The organism is Pseudomonas sp. S37 (assembly GCF_016658545.1).
GTDB lineage: Bacteria > Pseudomonadota > Gammaproteobacteria > Pseudomonadales > Pseudomonadaceae > Aquipseudomonas.
On the sequence record NZ_JACVZC010000024.1, the window covers coordinates 1 to 23,573 of the forward strand.

General features: G+C 63.0%; 22 protein-coding genes. 10 read left to right on the top strand and 12 right to left on the bottom strand.

Translation table 11 applies throughout. From position 1 onward, the window contains the following. Positions 1 to 217 precede the first annotated feature (217 nt). From IAE39_RS10730 to IAE39_RS10740, 3 genes are all read left to right on the top strand, one after another. A complete protein-coding gene (locus tag IAE39_RS10730) occupies positions 218 to 1,156 on the top strand; it encodes a 2-hydroxyacid dehydrogenase (protein ID WP_201202087.1) in 939 nt (312 codons plus the stop codon). 50 nt (positions 1,157 to 1,206) lie between these two features. Continuing rightward, on the top strand, positions 1,207 to 1,995 hold the full coding sequence (locus IAE39_RS10735) for a PhzF family phenazine biosynthesis protein (protein ID WP_201202089.1): 789 nt from the start codon (positions 1,207 to 1,209) through the stop codon (positions 1,993 to 1,995). 182 nt (positions 1,996 to 2,177) lie between these two features. Continuing rightward, the gene (locus IAE39_RS10740; protein ID WP_201202091.1) at positions 2,178 to 2,585 is read left to right on the top strand and encodes a GFA family protein; all 408 of its coding nucleotides are present in this window, start codon (positions 2,178 to 2,180) and stop codon (positions 2,583 to 2,585) included. 1 nt (position 2,586) lies between these two features. On the opposite strand, the gene IAE39_RS10745 is transcribed toward IAE39_RS10740, so the two are convergent. Then, the gene (locus IAE39_RS10745; protein WP_201202093.1) at positions 2,587 to 3,480 is read right to left on the bottom strand and encodes a LysR substrate-binding domain-containing protein; all 894 of its coding nucleotides are present in this window, start codon (positions 3,478 to 3,480) and stop codon (positions 2,587 to 2,589) included. A 150-nt stretch (positions 3,481 to 3,630) separates the two neighbouring features. On the opposite strand from IAE39_RS10745, the gene IAE39_RS10750 reads away from it, so the two are divergent. From IAE39_RS10750 to IAE39_RS10765, 4 genes are all read left to right on the top strand, one after another. Next, complete coding sequence (locus IAE39_RS10750; RefSeq protein WP_201202095.1) at positions 3,631 to 4,572, top strand: DMT family transporter; 942 nt, start codon at positions 3,631 to 3,633, stop codon at positions 4,570 to 4,572. 39 nt (positions 4,573 to 4,611) lie between these two features. Further along, positions 4,612 to 4,950: an FKBP-type peptidyl-prolyl cis-trans isomerase gene (locus IAE39_RS10755; RefSeq protein WP_201202097.1), complete on the top strand. Its 339-nt coding sequence runs from the start codon at positions 4,612 to 4,614 to the stop codon at positions 4,948 to 4,950. Positions 4,951 to 5,294: 344 nt separating this feature from the next. Next, entirely contained in the window at positions 5,295 to 5,957 is a 663-nt protein-coding gene (locus tag IAE39_RS10760) for a histidine phosphatase family protein (RefSeq protein ID WP_201202099.1), read from the top strand. Positions 5,958 to 6,001: 44 nt separating this feature from the next. Then, on the top strand, positions 6,002 to 7,219 hold the full coding sequence (locus IAE39_RS10765; protein WP_201202100.1) for a D-amino acid dehydrogenase: 1,218 nt from the start codon (positions 6,002 to 6,004) through the stop codon (positions 7,217 to 7,219). 95 nt (positions 7,220 to 7,314) lie between these two features. Here IAE39_RS10765 and IAE39_RS10770 read toward each other — a convergent pair whose 3' ends face one another. The 3 genes from IAE39_RS10770 to IAE39_RS10780 all read right to left on the bottom strand — a co-directional run bounded on the left by IAE39_RS10770 (position 7,315) and on the right by IAE39_RS10780 (position 10,571). Continuing rightward, the gene (locus tag IAE39_RS10770) at positions 7,315 to 8,043 is read right to left on the bottom strand and encodes an aspartate/glutamate racemase family protein (RefSeq protein WP_201202101.1); all 729 of its coding nucleotides are present in this window, start codon (positions 8,041 to 8,043) and stop codon (positions 7,315 to 7,317) included. 16 nt (positions 8,044 to 8,059) lie between these two features. Further along, a complete protein-coding gene (locus IAE39_RS10775; protein WP_201202102.1) occupies positions 8,060 to 9,592 on the bottom strand; it encodes an NCS1 family nucleobase:cation symporter-1 in 1,533 nt (510 codons plus the stop codon). A 541-nt stretch (positions 9,593 to 10,133) separates the two neighbouring features. Then, positions 10,134 to 10,571, bottom strand: a complete 438-nt coding sequence (locus IAE39_RS10780) for an Lrp/AsnC family transcriptional regulator (RefSeq protein ID WP_201202103.1) — start codon at positions 10,569 to 10,571, stop codon at positions 10,134 to 10,136. Positions 10,572 to 10,704: 133 nt separating this feature from the next. On the opposite strand from IAE39_RS10780, the gene IAE39_RS10785 reads away from it, so the two are divergent. Both IAE39_RS10785 and IAE39_RS10790 read left to right on the top strand, forming a co-directional pair. Beyond that, positions 10,705 to 11,628 carry a DMT family transporter gene (locus IAE39_RS10785; protein WP_201202106.1) on the top strand — a complete coding sequence of 308 codons (924 nt, stop codon included), beginning with the start codon at positions 10,705 to 10,707 and terminating at the stop codon, positions 11,626 to 11,628. A gap of 31 nt (positions 11,629 to 11,659) precedes the next feature. Continuing rightward, positions 11,660 to 12,586: a class I SAM-dependent methyltransferase gene (locus tag IAE39_RS10790; protein WP_442968435.1), complete on the top strand. Its 927-nt coding sequence runs from the start codon at positions 11,660 to 11,662 to the stop codon at positions 12,584 to 12,586. 102 nt (positions 12,587 to 12,688) lie between these two features. Here the strand turns inward: IAE39_RS10790 and IAE39_RS10795 are convergent, their stop codons facing one another. The 3 genes from IAE39_RS10795 to IAE39_RS10805 form a co-directional block, all read right to left on the bottom strand. Further along, positions 12,689 to 14,713: a mechanosensitive ion channel family protein gene (locus tag IAE39_RS10795; RefSeq protein ID WP_201202111.1), complete on the bottom strand. Its 2,025-nt coding sequence runs from the start codon at positions 14,711 to 14,713 to the stop codon at positions 12,689 to 12,691. A gap of 209 nt (positions 14,714 to 14,922) precedes the next feature. Beyond that, a complete protein-coding gene (locus IAE39_RS10800; protein WP_201202113.1) occupies positions 14,923 to 15,924 on the bottom strand; it encodes a sulfate ABC transporter substrate-binding protein in 1,002 nt (333 codons plus the stop codon). 206 nt (positions 15,925 to 16,130) lie between these two features. Further along, entirely contained in the window at positions 16,131 to 16,952 is an 822-nt protein-coding gene (locus IAE39_RS10805; protein WP_201202114.1) for an ion transporter, read from the bottom strand. A gap of 148 nt (positions 16,953 to 17,100) precedes the next feature. Between IAE39_RS10805 and IAE39_RS10810 the strand changes: the two genes are divergently transcribed. Next, positions 17,101 to 17,817 carry an RHS repeat-associated core domain-containing protein gene (locus IAE39_RS10810; RefSeq protein WP_201202115.1) on the top strand — a complete coding sequence of 239 codons (717 nt, stop codon included), beginning with the start codon at positions 17,101 to 17,103 and terminating at the stop codon, positions 17,815 to 17,817. Here the strand turns inward: IAE39_RS10810 and IAE39_RS10815 are convergent. From IAE39_RS10815 to etfB, 5 genes are all read right to left on the bottom strand, one after another. Next, positions 17,741 to 18,610: an urea transporter gene (locus IAE39_RS10815; RefSeq protein ID WP_201202116.1), complete on the bottom strand. Its 870-nt coding sequence runs from the start codon at positions 18,608 to 18,610 to the stop codon at positions 17,741 to 17,743. The two genes, IAE39_RS10810 and IAE39_RS10815, sit on opposite strands and share 77 nt — an antisense overlap. A 186-nt stretch (positions 18,611 to 18,796) precedes the next feature. Continuing rightward, entirely contained in the window at positions 18,797 to 20,212 is a 1,416-nt protein-coding gene (pyk, locus tag IAE39_RS10820; protein WP_201202117.1) for a pyruvate kinase, read from the bottom strand. Continuing rightward, positions 20,209 to 21,483, bottom strand: a complete 1,275-nt coding sequence (locus IAE39_RS10825) for a glycerate kinase type-2 family protein (protein ID WP_201202118.1) — start codon at positions 21,481 to 21,483, stop codon at positions 20,209 to 20,211. Before IAE39_RS10825 ends, pyk begins: the two co-directional genes overlap by 4 nt. Positions 21,484 to 21,741: 258 nt before the next feature. Beyond that, positions 21,742 to 22,635 (bottom strand): 2-hydroxy-3-oxopropionate reductase, encoded by an 894-nt coding sequence (locus IAE39_RS10830; protein ID WP_201202120.1) that lies wholly within the window; start codon positions 22,633 to 22,635, stop codon positions 21,742 to 21,744. A gap of 163 nt (positions 22,636 to 22,798) precedes the next feature. Further along, positions 22,799 to 23,569 carry an electron transfer flavoprotein subunit beta gene (etfB, locus tag IAE39_RS10835; RefSeq protein WP_201202122.1) on the bottom strand — a complete coding sequence of 257 codons (771 nt, stop codon included), beginning with the start codon at positions 23,567 to 23,569 and terminating at the stop codon, positions 22,799 to 22,801. Between the last annotated feature and the right edge of the window lie 4 nt (positions 23,570 to 23,573).

A 23,573-nucleotide genomic window follows, 5' to 3' on the forward strand; every position in this document is an offset into this window, starting at 1 on the left:
TCCCGTCATCCGGCCCCTACGCTGCGCTCCGGGGTTCCCTCTCTCCGGCCTCCTGAAGTCGCGAAGATCAAGATCAAGATCAAAAGCCAGAGCAACAGCCAGAGCAACAGCAACAGCTATAGCTACAGCGGTACAGTACAGTTTTGACTCGTTATTGCTATTGACTGTACTGGCCACTGACTCCGCATAATGCCCCCTCGAACTGACCGGAGGTGGCATGCACAAGACAGTCCTGGTACTGGTGGAAACCGTCGATGATTACCTGCCCATGCTCGAGCAGGCCGGTTACCGCCTCATCCGTGCCCCCTCACCGCAACAGCGGGCCAATGCCATCCAGCGCCACGCCAATGAAATCGACGCCGTGCTCACCCGTGGCCCATTGGGCCTGACCGCCGCCGAAATCGACGCATTGCCCAACCTGCAGATCATCTGCGTCATCGGTGCCGGCTACGAGCAAGTCGACCTGGCCGCTGCCGCCGCCCGTGGCATTACCGTCACCAACGGCGCCGGGGCCAATGCTGCTGCCGTTGCCGACCACACCCTGGCCCTGCTGCTGGCCCTGCTGCGCGACATCCCCCGCGGCGATGCCAGCACCCGGCGCGGCGAGTGGAACCGGGTGATCAGCCCCTCGGTCAGCGGCAAGCGCCTGGGCATTCTCGGCCTCGGCGCAGTAGGCCTGGCCATCGCCAAACGCGCCCACCTCGGCTTTGACATGCCCATCAGCTACCACAGCCGCACGCCCCGCCAGGATGTGCCCTACACCTGGTACGACAGCCCGCAACACCTGGCCGATGCCGTGGATATCCTGGTCGTAGCCACCCCCGGTGGTGCCAACACCCGGCACCTGGTCGATGCCCAGGTGCTGGAGGCCTTGGGCGCCGAGGGCTATCTGGTGAATATCGCCCGGGCCAGCGTGGTCGACACCCAGGCCTTGGTTGCCGCACTGCAACGTGGCCAACTGGCCGGCGCCGCGCTGGATGTGTTCGACGACGAGCCGGCAGTGCCCGATGCGTTGAAAGCCTTGGCCAACACCGTGCTAACGCCCCATGTAGCCGGCCAGTCACCAGAGGCGGCGCGCGACACGGTGACCCTGGTGCTGCGCAACCTGCAGGCGTTCTTTGCCGGTGAGCCGGTATTGACTCCGGTACGCCCGTAACCCTATTCAGACATCTGCCTGGCAACGCCCGGGCAACAAGGAGCGTGTGCATGCAACTCGAAATCTTCCAGGTCGATGCCTTTTCCGCTGAGCCGTTCGGTGGCAACCCGGCGGCGGTGATCCCGCTGCAAAGCTGGCTGCCGGACGATGTACTGCAACGCATCGCCGAAGAAAACAACCTGTCGGAAACCGCCTACTTCGTGCGCAATGGCGAAACCTACGACCTGCGCTGGTTCACCCCGACCGTGGAAGTCGACCTGTGCGGCCACGCCACCCTGGCCTCGGCCTATGTACTGTTCGAGCAACTGGGGGAGCAGGCAAAGGTGCTGCGCTTCAATACCCGCAGCGGTGAGCTGCGCGTCAGCCGTAGCGCCGATGGCCTGCTGGCCATGGATTTCCCGGCCAAGCAGCCCGTCGCCGAGGAAGTCCCGGCGGGCCTGTTGCAGGCGCTGGGCCTGAGCCAGGCGCAGGCGCTGTACCGCAGTGACGATTACGTGGTGGTGATTGACGACGCGTTGCTGCTCGATACGCTGAAACCAGACTTCGTTGCGCTGTCGGCCTTCGATGTGCGCGGCATTGCCGTGACTGCAGCTGGGCGTGGCTTTGATTTCGTCACCCGCTGGTTCGGCCCCAACGTTGGTGTGAATGAAGACCCGGTGACCGGTTCGGCGCACACCTCGCTGGCGCCAGTGTGGGCCGAGCGGCTGGGCAAGCAGGTGCTGGCGTGCGAGCAGGGCGGGGCGCGCAAGGGGCAGTTGCTGTGTGAAGTGCCGGGTAATGGGCGGGTGATCATCAGTGGGCGGGCGGCGTTGTATCTGCGCGGTACGGTCTTCATCTGACGGCCAACGCTGTCCTTGTAGGAGCGGCCTTGCGTCGCGATCGGGCCGCAACGCGGCCCCGCGATTTTCGCGTTATTGCATAAACCCCGGGGCTGCTTTGCAGCCCATCGCGACACAAGGCCGCTCCTACAAAAAACGCGCATCTATAATTGCTGGCCCAACCCCCGTTCAAGGAGCCAGCCATGGCCCTGGAAAAACACGGCACCTGCCTGTGCGGCGCCACCCGGCTCACCGTCACCGTCGACAACACCCACATCAGCGCCTGCCATTGCAGCATGTGCCGCAAGTGGACCGGCGGCCCACTGCTGGTGGTTGATTGCAGCAAGCCGCCGCTGATCGAGGGGCGTGCGCCTAGCGTCTATGACTCGTCCGACTGGGCACAGCGCGCTTTTTGCGGCCAGTGCGGTACGCATCTGTATTACCGGCTCAAGGCCAATGACTTCCATGCCATACCGGTCGGCCTGTTCGACGGCGACCAGGACTGGGATTTCAACATGCAGATTTTCGTCGAAGAGAAACCCGCCTGGTACTGCTTCGCCAACCAGACCAGGCAACTGACCGGCCAGGAGGTGTTCGAGCAGAACAGCTGATTCAGGCCTGCGCCAACAGCCACTCGGCAAACACCTGGGCGGCAGGCGAGGGCAGGGTCTGGCGGTCATGCACCAGGTAGTCGGCCTGGCCGGTGCGCACCTCGAAATCGCACACCTGTCGGATCAGGCCGCTGTTGATGCGGTCGCGGGCCATGGACTCCCAGCCAAGACCCACGCCCATGCCTTGCATCACCGCGTCGAACACCAGGTTCACCTGGTTGAAGGTCGGCGCGTCGGCCGGTGCCTGGTAGCGCAGGCCAAAGTGGGCGAACCAGTCGTGCCAGTCCAGGCAGTTCCAGGCCGAAGCGTCCAACTGGATCAGGGGCAACCCTTGTAGCGCCATAAGGCTGTCGACCTGGCTAAGGGCCCAGTTAGTGCTGGCAATCGGGTAGATCACTTCGTCGAACAATTTGCTGGCCTGCAGCGAACGCCAGCGGCCATGCCCGTAGAGAATACCGAAGTCGTAGTCGGCCACCAGGCTCTCATTGATGTCATTGCTGGCGTGTATGTTCACGGTCAACCCGGGGTGCTGTTCGTTGAAGCGCAGCAGGCGCGGGAACAGCCAGTACTGAGCCACGGCGTGGGTACAGATGACACTGACGTTGCGGCTGCCGTGGCCGCTTTTCAGCCGTTGGACATTGGCCAGCAGCTTGTCCAGCATGGGTTCGACAAAACCGTGGAATTGCTCGCCGGCGGTGGTCAGGGCAATGCCCCGGGCGCGGCGTTCGAACAGCTGGGTGCCGAGCTGGTCTTCGAGCAGGCGAATCTGCTTGGACACTGCGCTCTGGGTCAGGTACAGCTCGCCGGCGGCACGGGTGAAGCTGCCCGTGCGAGCTACTGCCTCGAAGGCGATCAACGTGTCGAGCGGGGGCAGATGGCGGCTGTAGCGGCTCATGGTCGATTCCGATCCACTGTATGAATGCACTGGCAACATCATAATTTGCCCCGAGCCATTCCTCCAGGGAATGCCACCATGCAAATTGATCTTTTGCCCGACACCCCGCGTACAGGTAGCCTGCGCTCATCTTCAAACAGGAGCAGACAGGTGAAACGCGGTGTGATGTATGCCGGCATGGCCGGTGCGTTATGGGGCATGGTGCTGATGGTTCCCGAGCTGCTGCCCGAGTTCAACCCGATGCTGCTGAGCAGCGTGCGCTACCTGATGGTGGGCGTGATTTCGCTGTTGCTGGCCCTGCCCATGGCCCGCCAGCTGCGCCAACTGACTGCCAGCGATGCATGGATGCTGTTGCGCCTGGCGGTGATCGGCAACCTGGTGTACTTCGTGTTCCTGGTTGCAGCGATCCAGCGCCTGGGCGTGGCCCCGGCTTCGCTGATCGTCGGTGTGCTGCCGCTGACCATCACCTTGTACGGTCGCAACGACAGTGGCGCGGTGCCCCTGTCGCGGCTGGTCGGCCCGCTGGCACTGATCCTCGCCGGCATGCTGTGCATCAACCTGGAAACCTTCGCCTTCGCCCCCGGCGACATCGGCGACAAGTTGATGGGCCTGCTCTATGCGCTGGCAGCGTTGGCCTGCTGGACCTGGTACGCCGTGCAGAACAGCCGCTACCTGAAACAGTGCGGGCATTTTGACAGCCACCAGTGGTCGGTGCTGTGCGGGGTCATGACGGGCGTGGCCAGCCTGTTGATGGTCGCCGGCCTTGCGGTGTGGCAACCGCAGCAACTGCAGGTAGAAGCGCCCCTGTCACGCTGGTGGCTGTTCTGGGCGGCCAGCCTGGGCTGCGCGGTGCTCGGGTCGTGGCTGGCCATGGCGTTGTGGAATGCCGCGTCCAAGCGCTTGCCGTTGACCTTGAGTGGTCAACTGATCGTGTTCGAGACCCTGTTCGCGCTGCTGTACGCCTTCCTCTGGCGGCAGACCGGGCCGAGCCTGCTGGAGGCGGCGGCGATCGTGCTGGTGGTGGGCGGTGTGCTGTGGTCGATGCGCCAGCACGAAACGCCACGCGCGCTTGCCAAACCGGTGCATTCCTGAGAAAAGGGCGGCTTTGTTTTCAAGCGTTGGAGTATGCCCATGAGCCAAGAGCTGCAGATCATCGAACTGGTCGAGGGTGATGGCAAAGCCGCCGTCAAAGGCGCCCTGATCACTACCCACTACACCGGCTGGCTGGCCGATGGCAGCGAGTTCGATTCGTCCTGGTCGCGCGGCAAGCCGTTCCAGTGCGTGATCGGCACCGGCCGGGTGATCAAAGGCTGGGATCAGGGCCTGATGGGCATGCGCGTGGGCGGCAAGCGCAAGCTGCTGGTGCCGGCGCACCTGGGCTATGGCGAGCGCAGTGTGGGGGCGATTCCACCGAATTCGGACCTGACTTTCGAGATCGAGTTGCTGGAAGTGCTGACGCGGGATGATTGAGTTGTGGGCGCCAGGGCTAGGGCTATAGAGGTGTGTGATTGTTAAAACCGAGCGCCGCGCGGGCGGCGCTCGTTCTCGGCAACAACGCTCCCCTTCAGCCGTACATTTCCTGCACCATCTTGAAACCCCAGGTTCTTGCACCCTACACATTTGTGCAACACCCATCCCCTAATCTAGGCCTTGCCTAGGGAACGGCATCCACCTCCAGGGAGGAACCAAACGGGTTCAGGGCACTCTGACCCTCACTCGTTGCCAAGGATGGCATTCACTACTAAAGGCGCCCTGCAACCGGCGGGGCGATGTGGCGGGTAAACCCGATTTCTCTGCCACACGAGCCTGTTTTGATGAAGTTGCCAACATTCTTCCGCCGTCGCCGTCACTTGCTGCTGAGCCTGGTGCTGACAGCCGTCGCCGTACCGCTGGCGCTGGAGGCTGTCGAAAGCCGTGCGCAGCCGGTGGATGGTACTCAGACGCTGGTATTCCTGCGCCATGCCGAGAAACCGGGCGAGGGCCTGGGCCAGTTGAACTGCCAGGGCCTCAACCGGGCGCTGGACCTGGCCACGGTGTTGCCCGAGCGTTTCGGCAAGGCCGATTACGTGTTTGCAGCCAACCCGTCGCGGCATGTCGAAGAGGGCAGCAAGGATGAAAGCTACAGCTACATCCGCCCGCTGATGACCATCACCCCCAGCGCCATCCGCCTCGGCTTGCCAGTGAACATCGACTACGGCGCCAACGACACCGACGAGTTGGCCGATGAACTGCTCAGCAACAAATACCGCAATGCCACCGTGTACACCGCCTGGTCCCATGGCTACCTGCCAGAACTGATCAATACCGTTGCCGGCAAGGCCCTGGGTGAAGACCGGGTGATCACCGAAGACTGGAGCGGCGACGACTTCGATACCCTCTATGTACTGACCCTGACCTGGCATGATGGCAAGGCCAGCCTGCTCAGCCGCAACGTGCGCCAAGGCCTGAATGGCGGTGCGCATAGCTGCCCGACCTGATCCGCTGTTACTGTTCGGGCAGGATGCTGGAACAGGGATGAGCGATGACGCAGCAGGTAACGGTAATCGGTGGTGGGGTGGTGGGGCTGGCGACGGCCTACGCGCTTGTTCGTGAGGGGTATTGCGTCGACCTGATAGAGGGTCGCGACAGCCTGGCTTCGGCCACCAGCTTCGCCAATGGCGGGCAGTTGTCCTATCGCTACGTGGCGCCGCTGGCCGATGCCGGGGTGCCGTGGCAGGCATTGGGCTGGTTGCTGCAGGGTGAGTCGCCGCTGCGCCTGCGTTTGCGCCTGGACCCGGCGCAGTGGCGCTGGCTACTGGCGTTTAGCCTGGCCTGTCGGCGTAGCGTCAATCGCCGCAATGCCGGGCAATTACTGGAGTTAGCGCTACACAGCCAACGCGTGCTGGCGCAATGGCGCGAACAGCAGAACCTGGGTGATTTTGCCTGGCGGCGCAATGGCAAGCTGGTGGCTTTCCGGAGCGAAAAGGCTTTTGCCCATGGTCGAGAGCAATTGACGGATCCAGCGGGCCAGCGAGTGCTGACGGCAGCCGAACTGCGGGCACTGGAACCCGCACTGGATGGCGCACCGTTCGTGGGTGGCGTGTACACACCAGACGAAGAAGTCGGCGATTGTCACCTGTTTTGCAAACGCCTGGAGGCGCTGTTACGCGCTTCGGGTCAGTGCCGCTTTGTGCTTGGCCAGACGGTGACGAAGCTGGTTTCGCGCCAGGACCAAGTTGTAGCGTTGCAATTGGGCGAGGAGCAGCTGGCCGTGCAGCAGTTGGTGCTGTGCGCCGGGCATCGCGGCCCGGGGCTGGGCTTGCCGGGCCTGCAGATTCCGGTCTACCCGTTGAAGGGCTACAGCCTGACGGCGCCGATCACTGCCGGACACTGCGCGCCGGAGGTGAGCCTTACCGACTACGAGCGCAAGATCGTCTACGCCCGCCTGGGGCAGCAGCTGCGGGTGGCGGCGATGGTGGATATTGTCGGTTTCGATGAGTCGGTGGAGCAGCGCAGGTTGCAAAGCATGCGGCGGCTGGCGCTGGAGACATTGCCGAGGGCGGCGGATTATGGCCAGGCGGTGGAGTGGGCGGGGATGCGGCCGGCGACTCCGACCGGGGTGCCGATCATTGGCGGCACGGTGTATCGCAATTTGTGGCTGAACCTGGGGCATGGGGCTTTGGGGTTCACCCTGGCCTGTGGCAGTGCGCAGCGGTTGGCCAGAATGGTGGGTTGGCAGGGCCGGCCTCTTCGCGGCTAAAGCCGCTCCCACAGGGTCACCACAAACCTGAACCCTGTGGGGTCTCTGTGGGAGCGGCTTTAGCCGCGAAGAGGCCGGTACAGGCTAAAGATGCCTTAACGGCCAAACCGCATCGGCCACCCGATCACCTTCTTCGCCCGCGGCGTGGCATAGGTGCGTACCTTGGAGGTACTCAAGCCCATGCGCACCAGCGATTCGGCAATGGTCACCGCCGCACTCACCCCATCCACCACCGGCACACCGGTGCGCTGGCGGATCTGCTCGTCCAGCCCGGCCATGCCGCCGCAACCCAGGCAGATCACCTCGGCCTTGTCCTCACGCACGGCGCGCTCGGCCTGCTCGACAATCGCTTCCACTGCCCGTTGCGGGTCGGCTTCCAGTTCGAGCACGGCCAGCCCGCTGGCCCGTACCGAGGCGCAGCGGTCATACAGGCCGGATAGCTTCAGGCGGTCCTCGATCAGCGGCACAGTCCGGTCCAGGGTGGTCACCACCGAGTAGGCATGGCCCAGGTACATGGCCGTGCTGGCGGCGGCATCGGTAATGTCCACCACCGGTACATTGAGCAGTTCCTGCAGGCCTTCGCGGCCGTGCTCGCCATAACCGGCCTGGATCACGGCGTCATAAGGGCCATCGTAGGCCAGCACCCGGTCCATCACCGCAATGGCAGCCAGGTAGCTTTCGAAGTTGCCTTCTACCGACTCGGCGCCGAACCACGGGGTAAGGCCGATGATTTCAGTGCCGGGCGCGGCGACCGCACGGGCCTGCTCGGCAATGGCTTCAGTGATGGCTTCGGTGGTGTTGACGTTGGCGATCAGAATACGCATGGGCAGTCCTCCCTGATTAATGGCTGCTGTGGTCGACGGCGATGCACTCGCCGCTGACGTCGTGGTATTGGCGGTTGCGGGGTGCGATCAGCAGGTAGATGGCGGCGGCGATGCCGGCACCGATCAGCCAGGAGAACGGCGCCACGCTGTGGAAGTTGGGCACCAGGGCCAGGATGATGGCCAGCAGTGCGGCCGGTACGAAGGCGGCTACGGCGCGCAGGTTGATGCCCTTGCTGTAGTGGTAGGCGCCGGCCGGGTCTTCGCTGTACAGCTGGGGCACGTTGATGCAGCCTTTGCGCAGCAGCCAGTAGTCGGACATGATCACCCCGTACAGCGGGCCGAGCAGGGCGCCCAGGCCCGACAGGAAATACACGATCACCAACGGGCTGTTGTAGAGGTTCCATGGCAGGATCAGCACTGCCAGGGTGGCGCTGATCAGCCCGGCGCGGCGGAAGTTCAGGTGGCGTGGCGCCAGGTTGCTGAGCACGAAGGCCGGGGCGACGAAGTTGGCCATGATGTTCACCGCCACGGTAACGATCAGGAAGGCCAGGCAACCGAGTACCAGGAACGGTGTGCTGGGGATGGCGGCGACGATCTGCGTCGGGCTGTCGATGATCTGGCCGTTGATCTGGAACTGCGCGCCGCACAGCACCACGGTGATCACCGCGAACACCAGGATGTTCACCGGCAGGCCCCAGAAATTGCCGACGCGGATGGTCTTGCGGCACGGCGAGGAACGGGCGAAGTCACAGAAGTTCAGCACCAGAGTGCCGTAGATCGCCAACCACAGCGCGCCGCCGGCAAAGATGTTGCGCCACATCTCGTAGCCGCTCAGCGGCTCGGCCACCGACCAGGCGATGTGTGCATCGGCCTTGACGTACATGAACACTGCCAGCGCCGCGACGGTCAGCAGGATTACCGGGCCGGCGAAGCCTTCGTAGCGGCGCACCATCTCCATGCCGTAGGCAAGGATCACCAACTGCACCAGCCAGATCGCTACGAAACACACCCAGCCCAGGCTCGACAGGCCAAGGATGCTGTTGTGATCGTAGCTGGCCAGTTGCGGCCATACGGCGGTGAGCAGCACGCGCAGCACCACCGAGGCCAGGTAGGTCTGGATGCCGAACCAGGCAATGGCGATGACTGCACGGATCAGAGCCGGGAGCTGCGCGCCGTGGATGCCAAAGGCGATGCGGCTGATAACCGGGAACGGTACGCCGGTTTTCTGCCCCATGTAGCCGGACAGGTTCATGAAGAAGTACACCAGCGCCGCGCCAATGGCCAGCGACAAGAGAATTTGCCAGCCACCCAGGCCAAGGGCGAACAAGCCCATGGCGAAGGAATAGTTGGCGATATTGTGCACATCGTTTGTCCACAACGCGAAGATGCTATAGCCACCCCAGCGCCGTCCTTCGCTGCGGGTTGGCGCGAGGTCGCGGTTATGTAAACGCGGGCTCAGGGCAAGTTCCGGCTGTTGGCCAGTAAGGGTGGAAGCGGGGTGGGTGCTGGCGACGGATTGTTCAGGGGCAAGGTCGAGGCTGCTACTCATTCCGGCGGACTCCTGATGCACATGGACTGCGATGAGCGGGCATGCGCACGGGCTCGCCATCTCGTCGGTGCAGCGTTGGCATCACAGGGTTCTGGGCGCGGCGGCCAACATTGGGTCGGCGTCGCGGGTTCTTGTGTATTTATGTTTTGCTTGGGTTGTATACAAAACACGAACACACAAAAGCCATTTCTGTGCCAAGGAAAAGTCGACTTTCGGCGGGCCGGTATTTGGAATGTATCTTGTTGAAAGATAAGTTAATGAAATGCTGGAATTATAAGTTGACCAAATGAACAGGTTTAATTTTCAGGATCGCTATTTAGTTGATCATTTGGTCAAAATTAGTTGCGAGGAAGGTGTAACGTATTGGGGCGTTACTTTGAAAAGTGCACACAAAAATGGCGCTTAAGGTGACATTCTTGTGTACAAAAATTAGTCAGCTTTTTCCTGTGCAGGCCTCTTCGCGGGTAAACCCGCTCCTACAAGGTGCCACGTACCGATGTAGGAGCGGGTTTACCCGCGAATAGGCCAGAACAGGAAAACATCAATCCATCGGCGGTAACCGCCGCTTCACCGGGCTTTTCTTGATGATCGCGGTGTTGGTCTCGGCCAGCACATTGATGCGGTCGAGCAGGGTGTCCAGCTGTTCCATCGAGCGCACATGCAGCCGGGCGATGAAGCAGTCCTCGCCGGTAACCTTGTCGCATTCGGTGAACTCGGGTAGGGCAATGATCTGTCGCTCCACTTCCTGCAACTGCCCCGGCAGCGGGCGAATGCGCACGATGGCCTGCAACTGGTAGCCAAAGGCGCGCGGGTCGACTTCCACGGTGTAGCCGCGTAGCACGCCGCGTTCTTCCAGCCGCCGCAGGCGCTCGCTGACGCTGGGCGCAGACAGCCCACTGATCTGCGCCAAAGCCTTGAGCGAGCGGCGTGAGTCTTCCATCAGTGCATTGATCAGCAGTTGGTCGATGCTATCGGTCATGCTTACCTCAATAGGCCATTCGGGTTATTTGCCTTGATAGTAAAGGCAAGCTTGCCGATCTGCCTTGGATATCCGCTGGAAGGCGGGCAGGCAGCCTTTGCATACTAGTGCCATCGTTGACGGGAGGTGTGAGATGGACAGTTCATTGCGCCGTGGCTCGCTGGAAATGGTCGCTGCCATGCTGATTTCCGGGACCATCGGCTGGTTCGTGCTGGTGTCGGGCCAACCGGTGCTGGAAGTGGTGTTCTGGCGCTGCGTATTCGGCGCCGTGACCCTGTTGGTGATTTGCGCCGCTTTCGGCTTTCTGCGCTCGGGTGTGATCAGCCGCACGGCGTTCCTGTTGGCGATGGCCAGCGGCGTGGCCATTGTCGGCAACTGGTTGCTGTTGTTCGCCTCGTACTCGCGCGCGTCGATTGCCATCGGCACGGCGGTGTACAACGTGCAGCCGTTCATGCTGGTGGGGCTGGCGGCGCTGTTTCTGGGCGAGAAGATCACCTTGGCCAAGCTGACCTGGCTGAGTGTGGCGTTCCTTGGCATGCTCGCCATCGTCAGTGCCCATGGTGCGGGGCAGGGCGGTGGCGGGGACTATTTGCAAGGCATTGCCTTCGCGCTGGGGGCGGCGTTCCTGTATGCCATTGCGGCGTTGATCATCAAGCGCCTGAGCGGCACGCCGCCGCACCTGATTGCGCTGATCCAGGTCACCACCGGGGTGTTGCTGCTGGCGCCGTGGGTCAAGCTGGGCGGGTTGCCGGGTGAAATGCCGGCGCTGGCCAGTTTGCTGACCTTGGGCATGGTGCATACCGGTCTTATGTACGTGCTGTTGTACAGCGCCATCCAGCGCTTGCCCACGGCGTTTACCGGGGCGCTGTCGTTCATTTACCCGATTGCGGCGATATTGGTGGACTGGGTGGCGTTCGGGCATCGCCTGGCGCTGTTGCAGTGGCTGGGCGTGGGGCTGATCTTGCTGGCGGCGGCGGGGATGCAACAAGGCTGGTGGTTCCGGCCGACGCGGCACCCTGTAGGAGCGGGTTTACCCGCGAAGAGGCCGGCAAGGTAGAATGCTGCTTTTTGCCAGCCTGCGACCCGTCATGACATCCCCAATCGCCACCCTCGAGCAACACCTGCTCGCCGCCCTCGACCCTGCCCCGCAGGAAACCCGCCGCCTGTTCCACGGCCGCGGCCGCTGCTGGGCGGGCCTGGAGCAGGTCACCGTCGACTGGCTGCAAGGCGTGCTGTCGGTGGCCCTGTTCCGCGAGCCGCCCGAGGGCCAGCTGGCCGAACTGGAAGCCATGCTGCGTACCTTGGCCGAACGCCCGCAGTGGACTGGCCAGGCCATCATCATCCAGCACCGCTACCTGCCTGACAGCCCGGGCCAGTGGTTGCTGGGCGAGCCCTGCCAGCAACGCGAAGTGGTCGAGGACGGCCTGACCTACCTGCTGGACCTGGGCGTGCGGCAGAACAACGGCCTGTTCCTCGATATGCGCTATGGCCGCCGCTGGGTGCGTGAGCAGGCGGCGGGCAAGCGTGTGCTGAACCTGTTTGCCTACACCTGCGGGTTCTCGGTGGCAGCGATTGCCGGCGGCGCCGAGCAGGTGGTGAACCTGGACATGGCCAAGTCGGCCCTGTCGCGGGGGCGGGACAACCATCGCCTGAATGGCCATGATGCCTCGCGGGTGGCGTATCTGGGGCATGAGCTGTTCAAGTCGTGGGGCAAGGTGCGCAAGTACGGGCCATACGACCTGATCATCATCGACCCGCCAACCTTCCAGCGCGGCAGCTTTGTACTGACCCAGGATTACGCGAAGATCCTGCGGCGTTTGCCGGAGTTGTTGAGCGCGGGTGGGACGGTGCTGGCCTGTGTGAACGACCCGGGGATCGGGCCGGAGTTTTTGATCGAGGGGATGGCCGAGCAGGCGCCTTCGTTGGTGTTTGTGGAGCGGCTGGAGAACCCGCCGGAGTTTCCCGATGTGGACCTGGCGGGGGGGCTCAAGGCGTTGGTATTCCGCCAAGTGTGATGTTGCCATTGCTGGCCCTTTCGCGGCTAAAGCCGCTCCTACAAGGTGAGGTGTACCCCTGTAGGAGCGGCTTTAGCCGCGAAAGGGCCGGCACAGGCAACATCAAGCCCCAAGGGCCTGCACCGGCAGCGGATACACCTGGGCAAAACTCACATTCTCCGTCTGGTCCACCCGCTTCTTCAGCCGCTCGTTGAACGCCCGGCTCACTGCATACTGCCCCCCGGAAATGGTGCGGAATTGCGCCGTCAGCACAAACCCGTTCAAGTCCATGCGATCGACCCCGAACACCTGAAGCGGCCCCTGCAGGTTGATGCGCAGCAGCGGGTCTTCGCTGATCGACTTGCCTACTTCATGGATCAGCCCCAGTGCCGCATCCACATCACTGTCATAAGTGAACTGCACCGAAAAGAACGCATAGGCGAACTGCCGCGACTGGTTGGTAACCGCCTTGATCTGGCCAAACGGCACCGAGTGTACGAAGCCCTTGCCATCGCGCAGGCGCAGGGTGCGGATGGTCAGGCTTTCGACGGTGCCGGCATGGCCGGAGTCGAGTACCACCCAGTCGCCAATCGAGATAGTGTCCTCGATCAGGATGAACAACCCGGTGATCACATCCTGCACCAGTTGCTGCGAACCGAAGCCGATGGCCAGGCCGATCACCCCGGCACCGGCCAGCAGCGGCGCGACGTTGATGCCCAGGTTGGCCATGGTGGTAATGGTGCAGATAACGATCAGGATCACTTTGATGGCGTTGCGCAGCATTGGCAAGATGGTCCGCACCCGTGTACTCGGCTGGCGCGCACTGCGCCGGCCGACGGCAGGTTTGAGCGCTTCCTGGATGGCGGTATCGAGCACCACCCACAACAGCCAGGTGACCAGCAGGATCAGGCCAATGCTCGACAGCGAGTTGCTGATCGCCTGGCCCAGGCTGTTGCTGAGGGCGAAGTCGATCACCGAGAAGCCCCAGATGCGCCCCAGCAGCTCGATGAACGCTACGGCCATGGCAATGCGCAGCAAGGCGTGGGCGAGGCTGCGCAGCAGTTCCTTGTAGGGCCGCACGCGCTGCGCCGGGTCGCTTTCACGCGGGGCCAGCAGGTGTTGCAGCAAGGTGCTGAGGAACACGGTCGAGACCAGCAACACGGTGGTCAGCAAGGCTTTCTGCAGGGCCTTCTGGCTTTCTGCGCCGGCGCCGACCAAGTGAACCGCCGAGACCAGGATCATCAGCAGGATCGGCAGGTACCACAACGCCGAGAAGATCCGCAGCGTTTCCTGCACGGCCCGGTGTTGCACGCGGTCCTTGAACGCGCGGTTGCGGATCAGGTGGGCGACCGGGCGGCGCAAGCGGATGACCAGGCTGGCGAAGATGAAGGTGGCGGTAAGGCCGGTAATCACGGCGACGCTGGCGGTGATGTTGCCGCCCAACTGGCGGGCGATCTGTGGGCTGGTCAGGGCGTCGCTCCAGGCCGCGAGGAAGCCGATGAGGAACAGCGGGCGTGGCGCCAGGCGCTTGATTACGGCCACGGCCGGGCGCTTGTGGCCGGCGTCGAACAGGGTGACCAGGCAGAGGATGATCGAGGTCGAGAACAGGCCGCTGCTGGTGGCGTAGGCCAGGCTCAGCCCCAGTGCGCGGGCCACCGAGGGGTCGAGGAAGCGGCTGACGTACAGCGTCAGTGGCAGGCTGGCCAGCGCTGGCAGGGTGTAGGGCAGCAGGTAGCCGAGCAGGCTGCTGGCGCGTTTGCGCTCGCGCAGCCAGGGGGTACCTGACGTGCGCCTGGCCACCCAGCGGCCCAGGCTGGTGAGCAGGGCGAAGGCGGCCGCCCAGGTGAGGGTGAGCAACAGGAAGTTGCCGGCCAGTTGCAGCGAGTCGCTGGCCGAATGGCGGTCAACCAGGCGTTCCACCTCCTTGGCGGCGCGGTCGGTGCGCAGGCGCCAGGCATCGACCAGGTGGGCGTCCAGGTCCAGCTCCTGGGCGGCGCTGTCCAGGCCATCGGCCAGGGCGCCGAGCAGGCCGCCTTGCAGTACCGGTTCGGGCTCGGCGGGTTGTTCTTCGGTGGGGGCGGGGTCGGCAGCCAGCAGGTGGGTGCTCAGCAGGCAGCCGAGCAGCAGGGTAGAGAGGTAGCGCAGCACTGGAGTACTCCTTGGGCCGGGGTGAGCGGGGCAGGGTTACTCAAGGAACTGAGGCTGGAGGGGTGGGAAAGTTCGATTGGGTGTGTTGTCTGAGGGGCTGTGTGTTGCCTGGGCTGGCCTCTTCGCGGCTAAAGCCGCTCCTACAAGGGGATCGCGATCGGGTGTAGGAGCGGCTTTAGCCGCGAAAGGGCCAGGCCTGCCTGAATCAATTACTGATTGTTGGTGTAGATCTGGTCAAACACGCCACCATCGTTGAAGTGGGTCTTCTGCACGGTGCGCCAGTCACCAAAGGTCTTCTCCACCGACAGGAAGTCGACTTTCGGGAAGCGGTCGGTGTACTTGGCCAGCACCGTCGCATCACGCGGGCGCAGGTAGTTGTTGGCGGCGATCTCCTGGGCTTCTGGCGACCACAGGTACTTCAGGTATTCCTCGGCCACGGCCTGGGTGCCTTTCTTGGCCACCACCTTGTCAACCACACTCACCGGTGGCTCGGCTTCGGCCGACACGCTCGGGTAGACCACTTCGAACTGGTCGCGGCCGAACTCGCGGGCGATCATCTCGGCTTCGTTCTCGAAGGTGACCAGCACGTCACCGATCTGGTTGGTCATGAAGGTGGTCGTCGCGGCACGGCCACCGGTGTCCAGCACCGGGGCCTGCTTGAACAGCTTGCCGACAAAGTCCTTGGCCTTGGCTTCGTCACCGCCTTGCTTGAGCACGTAGCCCCAGGCCGACAGGTAGGTGTAGCGGCCGTTGCCCGAGGTTTTCGGGTTGGGCACGATCACCTGCACGCCGTCCTTGAGCAGGTCGGGCCAGTCTTTCAGGGCTTTCGGGTTGCCCTTGCGTACGATGAACACGGTGGCCGAGGTGAACGGCGCGCTGTTGTTCGGCAGGCGGGTCACCCAGTTGTCCGGCACCAGCTTGCCGTTGTCGACCAGGGCGTTGATGTCGGTGGCCATGTTCATGGTGATGACGTCGGCCGGCAGGCCATCGATCACCGCCCGCGCCTGCTTGCTCGAACCGCCGAAGGACATCTGCAGGTTGACCTTCTCTTTGTGCTCGGCTTCCCAGTGCTTCTGGAAGGCCGGGTTGTAGTCCTTGTAGAAGTCGCGCATCACGTCGTAGGAAACGTTGAGCAGGGTAGGGGCGGCCTGGGCGAGGTTGCCCAGGGCCAGGCCTGCAGCGAGCAGCGAGGCGGTGAAGAGTTTTTTCACGTTGCTTCCTTGTTCTTGAAGTTTGTCGGGGCAGATTGCCAGCGACTATAGCGGGTGGGTTTGTGGGGGTTAAAGAACAAAAATGACTTTGGTTATATCGTTGGCAGTGCCGGCCTCTTCGCGGGTGAACCCGCTCCTACATTGTCAGCGTATCGCCGGCCGTTGTAGGAGCGGGTTTACCCGCGAAGAGGCCAGTACAGGCAACATCACAGCTTGGGAAACAACCCATTCCCACACCGGGAACAGAACGCCGCCCCATGCTCATGAGTCTTCTTGCGGCAGACCGGGCAATCATGCTGCAACTGCTCCCCGCGCATGGCATTGGCCAGCTCTGCAGTAAAGATCCCGGTCGGCACCGCAATGATCGAATAACCGGTAATCATCACCAGCGACGACAGTACCTGCCCCAGCGGCGTCTTCGGCACGATGTCGCCAAAGCCCACGGTAGTCAGGGTAACGATGGCCCAGTAGATGCCCTTGGGGATACTGGTAAAGCCATGCTCCGGCCCTTCGATCACATACATCAGCGTGCCGAACACCGTCACCAGGGTCGATACCGTGACCAGGAACACGATGATCTTCTGCTTGCTGCCGCGCAGCGCCTCCATCAGGTAATGGGCCTGCTTCAGGTACGGGCTGAGCTTGAGCACGCGGAAAATGCGCAGCATCCGGATCACCCGGATGATCAGCAGGTACTGGGCGTCGCTGTAGTACAGCGCAATGATCCCCGGCACGATCGCCAGCAAGTCGACCAGGCCATAGAAGCTGAACGCATAGCGCAGCGGTTTGGGCGAGCAGTACAGGCGGGTGAGGTACTCGGCCAGGAAGATCGCGGTAAAGCCCCATTCGATACCGGCCAGCAGGCCGGCGTAGCCCTGGTGCACCTCGTCGATGCTGTCGAGGATTACCGTGACCAGGCTGGCCAGGATGATCAGCAGGAGGATCTTGTCGAAGCGCCGGCCGGCTACGGTGTCGGTCTGGAAGACCATTATGTAGAGGCGTTCGCGGAGATTTTGTGAAGCGGACATAGAGCTCGATAAGTGATCAGTCGGAGGGGACAAGAGTAAAGGCAGCATTTGGGTACTACAAGGACAGGCGGAAGGCAAGCCCTGGCATTTTTGCTAGTACCTTGCGGTCTGCATTTCCTTGAGAATGGGTCCAGGCTGAGGAGGAATTATGACTAACCACATTTGGCCAATAGCAGTTTCCTACAGCCCTTACGGGTATGAGTGTCCCGAGTCTCGACAGCGGCTCTTGGGATTCTGCGGTTACTGGCGGGTTGGAAAAAGTGCCGATTATCCATTGGGCAATGGCTACCGATTGTTCACCGCCGGCTTGATGCGTTTCCGTAGTCCTGATGTTGCGAGCCCCTTCGAAGAGGGAGGTATCAATGCCTATGCGTATTGCAACGGCGATCCGATAAACAGGGTCGATAGAACGGGCAGAGCGGGCACAGGGCTGACCGCTTTACTCAAGAAAAACAAGCTCACATTGAAGTTGAAGCCGTTCATCAAACAGTTGGAGCAAGGAAAAAAAATTACCGTATTCCGACAGGCGGACCAGAGCGTCAGCCAGCTCGTGATCAGTTCGGGAGAGTCTGGCATATCAATTAAGACTTCGCAGCAAGAGCAAGTGCCTGCGGGCGATTATCTCAATCGTAAGAACCTTTACATTCTTTGGCGCAACGAGGCAAGAAGCAGCGCTATAACATTGACCACCGGTTTCAAGCTGATGACAGTGCATCCACCACTTCCTAACGTGACCTTGCAAGGAGGTGGTAGCCCACTTGCGCAGGCCAACATCTATTCGGAGTTTCCTAGTCCGATTTCGAATTTGCGCTCAGTTGAGGTTCCATCAACGAACTACCAACATGGATCAACCAGCAGGCGATAACGAAGGGCGCGGTCAGGCCGGCTACCGGCAGCAACTTGAAAATCGGTTGCAACAGCAAGGCCAGGGCGATGGCAAGCAGCGTCACCCAGGGTTTTTCACCCTGCCTGCTGAAAGCCAATGCTGCCAGTGCCGCGTTGAAACCATACAGGCCCAGCCATGCGGCTTGCGCCTGGTCGGCGAGCAGCGCTAGGCCGCCACCTATGGCCGAGCCGATCACCGCCCACATCGCCGCATAGGGGTTGGCGATGAACATGCCGACGATAATTAGCAAGCCGGCCAGGGGCTGGTCGAGCAGGAAGATCTGCCCCACGCCGCGGGCCAGGGCATACAGCGGGTCGGCTTCGACGAAGCCGTTGGGGGCGGGACTGGCAAACAGCAGGGCAACCCAACCAAGCAGCACGAACGGTGCGGTGTAGGCAACCAGCAGCTTGCCACCGCGCTTGCGCCACTGGTGGGTGATGATGCTGGACAGGCCGCCAGCGGCGATGATCAGTGGCGGCAGGATGGCCGACCAGGGCAGCACGGCGCTGATCAGGATGCCGATGAGTACGCCGTTGTAGCAGTACAGCCCGGCCTGGCGGTCGGCGCGGTCGTAGCCGCGTTGTTGTGCAGTCAGCAGGCCGGCGAGGGCGCCGAGCAGGGCGCCGCCGACCAGGGCGGGGGCAGTCAGCAGAATGGCCAGCAGGCAGCACAGGCCGCACAGAGGGTTGCGCAGCAGCAGCACCTGGCTGAAGCCGTTGAGTAACGCCGTGGCCCAGTCGGGGCACGGGTTGACGAAATTTTTGGTGTACATGGGGCAGTCAGTGAGGTGGATGGGGAGCGGTGGGCCTCTTTGGGCCTCGGTTTTCCGCAGTTGAAGTCGGCGTACTGCTATTTCTGTGGGAGCGGGTTTACCCGCGAAGAATCCAACTCGGTGTATGGCACCGGCTTTGCCGGTGTTCGCGGGTGAACCCGCTCCCACAGGTTCTACGGTAACTTGTCAGATCAAAGTCTCGATCCGCAGCGTGTTAGTCGACCCTGGCTTGCCGAAAGGCACACCGGCCGTGATCAGCAGCGTGTCACCACGGCTGGCCATGCCTTGCGCCTGTGCAATTTCCAGGGCGGTAGACACCACTTCATCCACCTGGCGCAAGCGGTCGTTGACCACCGAATGCACACCCCAGGCCACGCTCAGGCGGCGTGCGGTGTTCAGGTTCGGCGTCAGGTTGAGGATCGGTGCCCGTGGCCGCTCGCGTGCCGCACGCAGGGTCGAGGCGCCAGACTCGCTGTAGTTGACCAGCACCGCCACCGGCAGGATGCCGCTGATACGGCGGATGGCGCAGCTGATGGCGTCCGACACGGTCGCCTCGGCCTTTGGCCGGCCGACGTCGAGCTGGGCCTGGTAGTCCGGGCCGTTCTCCACCTGGCGGATGATCTTGCTCATCATCTGCACGGCTTCGAGCGGGTAGTCACCCGAGGCGGTCTCGGCCGACAGCATCACTGCATCGGCACCTTCGGCCACGGCGTTGGCCACGTCGGTGACTTCGGCACGGGTCGGCGCAGGCGAGAAACGCATCGATTCAAGCATCTGCGTGGCCACCACCACCGGCTTGCCCAGCTGGCGGCAGGTGCCGATGATGCGCTTCTGGATCTGCGGCACGCTTTCGGCCGGCACTTCCACGCCCAGGTCGCCACGGGCCACCATGATCGCGTCTGCCAGTTCTGCGATGGCTTGCAGCTGTTCGACTGCCGAGGGTTTCTCGATCTTGGCCATCAGGTAGGCGCGGTCGCCGATCAGCTGGCGCGCCTCGACGATGTCTTCCGGGCGCTGCACGAACGACAGCGCCACCCAGTCCACGCCCAGTTCCAGGCCGAAGGCCAGGTCGCGGCGGTCTTTCTCGGTGAGCGGGGACAGGTCGAGCACCGCTTGCGGCACGTTTACGCCCTTGCGGTCGGACAGCTCGCCACCGTTCAGTACTTCGGTGTCGATGGCGTCGCTGTGCTTGGCGGTTACCCGCAGGCGCAGCTTGCCATCGTCCAGCAGCAGGTCCATGCCGGGCTCAAGGGCGGCGATGATTTCCGGGTGCGGCAGGTTGACCCGCTGGCTGTCGCCCGGGGTCTTGTCCAGGTCCAGGCGCAGGGCCTGGCCGCGTTGCAGTTGCACCTTGCCTTCGGCAAAGCGGCCGACGCGCAGCTTCGGCCCCTGCAGGTCCATGAGGATGCCCAGCGGGTAGTTCAGCTGCTGCTCGACTTCGCGGATCCACTGGTAGCGCAGGGCGTGGTCAGCGTGTTCGCCGTGGCTGAAGTTGAGGCGGAAGATGTTCACCCCGGCTTCGACCAGTTGGCGGATGTCGTCGATGCCGTTGATCGCAGGGCCGAGGGTGGCGAGGATTTTGACTTTTTTATCAGGCGTCATGATTGGGCAGTCTCGAGGATCAGGATGGCGCGGAAGTCGTTGACGTTGGTGCGGGTCGGCTCGGTGACGATCAGGGCATCCAGCGCGGCGAAGTAGCCATAGCCGTTGTTGTTGTCCAGCTCATCGCTGGCCGACAGGCCCAGGGCTTCGGCGCGGGCGTAACTGGCCGGGGTCATGAAGGCGCCGGCGTTTTCTTCCGAACCGTCGATACCGTCGGTGTCACCGGCCAGGGCGTAAACGCCCGGCAGGCCTTTCAGGCTTTCGGTGAGGCTGAGCAGGAACTCGGCATTGCGCCCGCCACGGCCATTGCCGCGCACGGTCACGGTGGTTTCGCCACCGGACAGGATCACGCAGGGCGCCTTCAGCGGCTGGCCGTGCAGCACGATCTGCCGGGCGATGCCGGCATGCACCTTGGCCACTTCGCGCGATTCACCCTCCAGGTCACCGAGGATCAGCGGGCTAAAGCCTGCCTGGCGGGCTTTGACGGCGGCGGCTTCGAGCGACTGCTGGGGCTTGGCGATCAGCTGGAAGTGGCTGCGGACCAGCGCTGGGTCATCGGCCTTGACGGTTTCTGAGGCCGGATTGTTGAGCCAGTCGATTACCGCTTTTGGCGCTTCGATGTTGTAGCGCTTGAGAATGGCCAAGGCATCGGCCGAGGTGCTCGGGTCGGCCACGGTGGGGCCGGAAGCGATGACTGTAGCGAGGTCGCCGGGTACATCGGAGATGGCATAGGTGTAGACCGTGGCTGGCCAGCAGGCCTTGGCCAGGCGGCCGCCCTTGATCGCCGAGAGGTGCTTGCGCACGCAGTTCATCTCGCCGATGGTGGCGCCGGATTTCAGCAGTGCCTTGTTGATCTGCTGTTTGTCGGCCAGGGTCAGGCCCTCGGCCGGGAGAGCCAGCAGGGCAGAGCCACCGCCAGAGAGCAGGAAGATGACGCGGTCGTCTTCATTGAGGTTGCTGACCAGTTCCAGTACGCGCTTGGCCACGGCCAGGCCGGCGGCGTCGGGGACCGGGTGGGCGGCTTCGACCACTTCAATCTTTTGGCAGTTGGCGCCGTGGCCGTAACGGGTCACGACCAGGCCAGAGACTTCGCCCTGCCAGCTTTTCTCGACCACTTCGGCCATGGCGGCTGCGGCTTTGCCGGCGCCGATGACAATGACCCGGCCGCTACGATCGGCGGGCAGGTAGGGTTCGAGGACTTGGCGGGGGTGGGCGGCGGCGATGGCTGTGTCGAACAGGTCGCGGAGAATTTTTTGCGGATCGACCGACATGGCAGGCTCCCAATTATTGTTGTTCTGCAGAATCAAAAACGCCCCTGGAACTGCCTCCGTGCAGGCCGAACCAGGGGCGGGTGTTGCTCGGTGCCACCTGATGAACCTGTGGTCGCAGGCTCATCGGTGTTGGGTTCTTCGCGGCGGTTCGACGCCTCGATGAACCCGCTCCCACAGGATTACCGCAGCCCTCAGGCCTGTGGAGTACCTGTAGGAGCGGGTTTACCCGCGAAGAGGCCCTTGAGGGTTACATCAAGATCACTTATCGCCGCGGATCGAGAAGTTGGCCATGTGTTCCAGGCCTTTGATCAGCGCCGAGTGGTCCCAGTTGCCGCCACCCAGGGCCTGGCAGGTGTTGAACACTTGCTGGGCATTGGAGGTGTTGGGCAGGTTGATGCCCAGTTCCTTGGCGCCTTGCAGGGCCAGGTTCAGGTCTTTCTGGTGCAGGTTGATGCGGAAGCCTGGGTCGAAGGTGCCCTTGATCATGCGCTCGGCATGCACTTCGAGGATTTTCGACGAAGCGAAACCGCCCATCAGCGCTTCACGCACCTTGGCCGGGTCGGCGCCGTTCTTGGCGGCGAACAGCAGTGCTTCGCTGACGGCCTGGATGTTCAGGGCGACGATGATCTGGTTGGCCACCTTGGCAGTCTGGCCATCACCGTTGCCACCCACGCGGGTGATGTTCTTGCCCATGGCTTCGAACAGCGGCAGGGCGCGCTCGAAGGCTTTCGGGCAGCCGCCGACCATGATGCTCAGGGTCGCGGCCTTGGCACCGACTTCACCACCGGATACCGGGGCGTCCAGGTAGGCAGCGCCGGTGGCCTTGATTTTTTCGGCGAAGGCTTTGGTGGCGGTTGGCGAGATCGAGCTCATGTCGATCACCACCTTGTTCGGGCCAACGCCTTCGGCCACGCCGTTTTCACCGAACAGGACGGCTTCGACCTGCGGGGTGTCCGGGACCATGACGATGATGAATTCGGCTTCCTGGGCCACTTCCTTCGGGTTGGCCAGGGCCACTGCACCGGCGGCTACCAGCTCGGCCGGGGCGACGTCGTGGTGGGTGGAAACGAACAGGCTGTGACCTGCTTTTTGCAGGTTCTGGGCCATGGGCTTGCCCATGATGCCGGTGCCGATGAAACCGATTTTAGCCATGAGAGATTACCTCGTTGTATTTGTTGAATCTCTGTAGGAGCGGCCTTGCGTCGCGAAAGGGGTGCGCAGCGCCCCCAGGATTTTCGCCACATCAGAGATTGCCGGGGCTGCTGCGCAGCCCATCGCGACGCAAGGCCGCTCCTACAAGGGATCGCGTGAAGCCTTAACGCAGCACGCCCTCTTCCACCAGCAGCTTGAGGATGGCTTCAGCGCCTTCCTGTGGAGAAACGTCCTTCAATACCTTGCCGCCCCCACCACTGGCCTTGGCCGTCGCTGCCTTCATGCGGTCTGCACCGCTCTTGGCCTTGATCACTTTCAACCGCTTGGGCCGTGGCCGGGCCGGTTGCAGCTCGGCCTCGGCCAGCGGCTCGTCTTCGACAATGGCCACGTTACGCGCCGCCAATACCCCCCGGCGCGCAGGCCCGAAGGCACTCTGCCGTGGCTTGGGCGCAGCGTTATCCACAGTCGCCAGTAACGGCAGGCGCACCTTCAAGCGACGCCGCTGACCACGCGGCAAGGCTTGCAGCACCTGCGCAGTGCCGTTGTCGATCGACTCCACCTCGGCCAGCCCGACAATCAACGGCCAGCCGAGCTTCTCAGCCAGCAGGAACGGCAACATGCCCGACCCCTCACCCGTCTCTGCCTGGCTGCCGGTCAGTACCAGTTGCGCCCCGGCATCGCGCAGGTAATCCCCCAGCACGCCCAGCACATCGGCCCCCGCCGGCTGCTCCAGCACGTCCAGGTGGTCCAGGCCCATGCCCAGGTAAGCGCGCAGCGCTTCTTCGCGCGGGTCACCAGCGTGTACCACCTGCAAGTTATCCCCAGCCAGCTGCAACCCCAGCTCCACGGCGCGGGCGTCCTGCTCGGCGCGGCGGGCGCGGCCGGAGCTGGGGTGGGCACCGATGGAAACCAGGCTGATCACTTTCGTACTCATGCTT

Excerpts from the sequence above, each read along its gene's own strand:
- IAE39_RS10730 (WP_201202087.1), top strand. The coding sequence starts at position 218 with ATGCACAAGACAGTCCTGGTACTGGTGGAAACCGTCGATGATTACCTG.
- IAE39_RS10735 (WP_201202089.1), top strand. The coding sequence starts at position 1,207 with ATGCAACTCGAAATCTTCCAGGTCGATGCCTTTTCCGCTGAGCCGTTC.
- IAE39_RS10740 (WP_201202091.1), top strand. The coding sequence starts at position 2,178 with ATGGCCCTGGAAAAACACGGCACCTGCCTGTGCGGCGCCACCCGGCTC.
- IAE39_RS10745 (WP_201202093.1), bottom strand. The coding sequence starts at position 3,480 with ATGAGCCGCTACAGCCGCCATCTGCCCCCGCTCGACACGTTGATCGCC.
- IAE39_RS10755 (WP_201202097.1), top strand. The coding sequence starts at position 4,612 with ATGAGCCAAGAGCTGCAGATCATCGAACTGGTCGAGGGTGATGGCAAA.
- IAE39_RS10760 (WP_201202099.1), top strand. The coding sequence starts at position 5,295 with ATGAAGTTGCCAACATTCTTCCGCCGTCGCCGTCACTTGCTGCTGAGC.
- IAE39_RS10765 (WP_201202100.1), top strand. The coding sequence starts at position 6,002 with ATGACGCAGCAGGTAACGGTAATCGGTGGTGGGGTGGTGGGGCTGGCG.
- IAE39_RS10770 (WP_201202101.1), bottom strand. The coding sequence starts at position 8,043 with ATGCGTATTCTGATCGCCAACGTCAACACCACCGAAGCCATCACTGAA.
- IAE39_RS10775 (WP_201202102.1), bottom strand. The coding sequence starts at position 9,592 with ATGAGTAGCAGCCTCGACCTTGCCCCTGAACAATCCGTCGCCAGCACC.
- IAE39_RS10780 (WP_201202103.1), bottom strand. The coding sequence starts at position 10,571 with ATGACCGATAGCATCGACCAACTGCTGATCAATGCACTGATGGAAGAC.
- IAE39_RS10785 (WP_201202106.1), top strand. The coding sequence starts at position 10,705 with ATGGACAGTTCATTGCGCCGTGGCTCGCTGGAAATGGTCGCTGCCATG.
- IAE39_RS10790 (WP_442968435.1), top strand. The coding sequence starts at position 11,660 with ATGACATCCCCAATCGCCACCCTCGAGCAACACCTGCTCGCCGCCCTC.
- IAE39_RS10805 (WP_201202114.1), bottom strand. The coding sequence starts at position 16,952 with ATGTCCGCTTCACAAAATCTCCGCGAACGCCTCTACATAATGGTCTTC.
- IAE39_RS10810 (WP_201202115.1), top strand. The coding sequence starts at position 17,101 with ATGACTAACCACATTTGGCCAATAGCAGTTTCCTACAGCCCTTACGGG.
- IAE39_RS10815 (WP_201202116.1), bottom strand. The coding sequence starts at position 18,610 with ATGTACACCAAAAATTTCGTCAACCCGTGCCCCGACTGGGCCACGGCG.
- pyk (WP_201202117.1), bottom strand. The coding sequence starts at position 20,212 with ATGACGCCTGATAAAAAAGTCAAAATCCTCGCCACCCTCGGCCCTGCG.
- IAE39_RS10825 (WP_201202118.1), bottom strand. The coding sequence starts at position 21,483 with ATGTCGGTCGATCCGCAAAAAATTCTCCGCGACCTGTTCGACACAGCC.
- IAE39_RS10830 (WP_201202120.1), bottom strand. The coding sequence starts at position 22,635 with ATGGCTAAAATCGGTTTCATCGGCACCGGCATCATGGGCAAGCCCATG.
- etfB (WP_201202122.1), bottom strand. The coding sequence starts at position 23,569 with ATGAGTACGAAAGTGATCAGCCTGGTTTCCATCGGTGCCCACCCCAGC.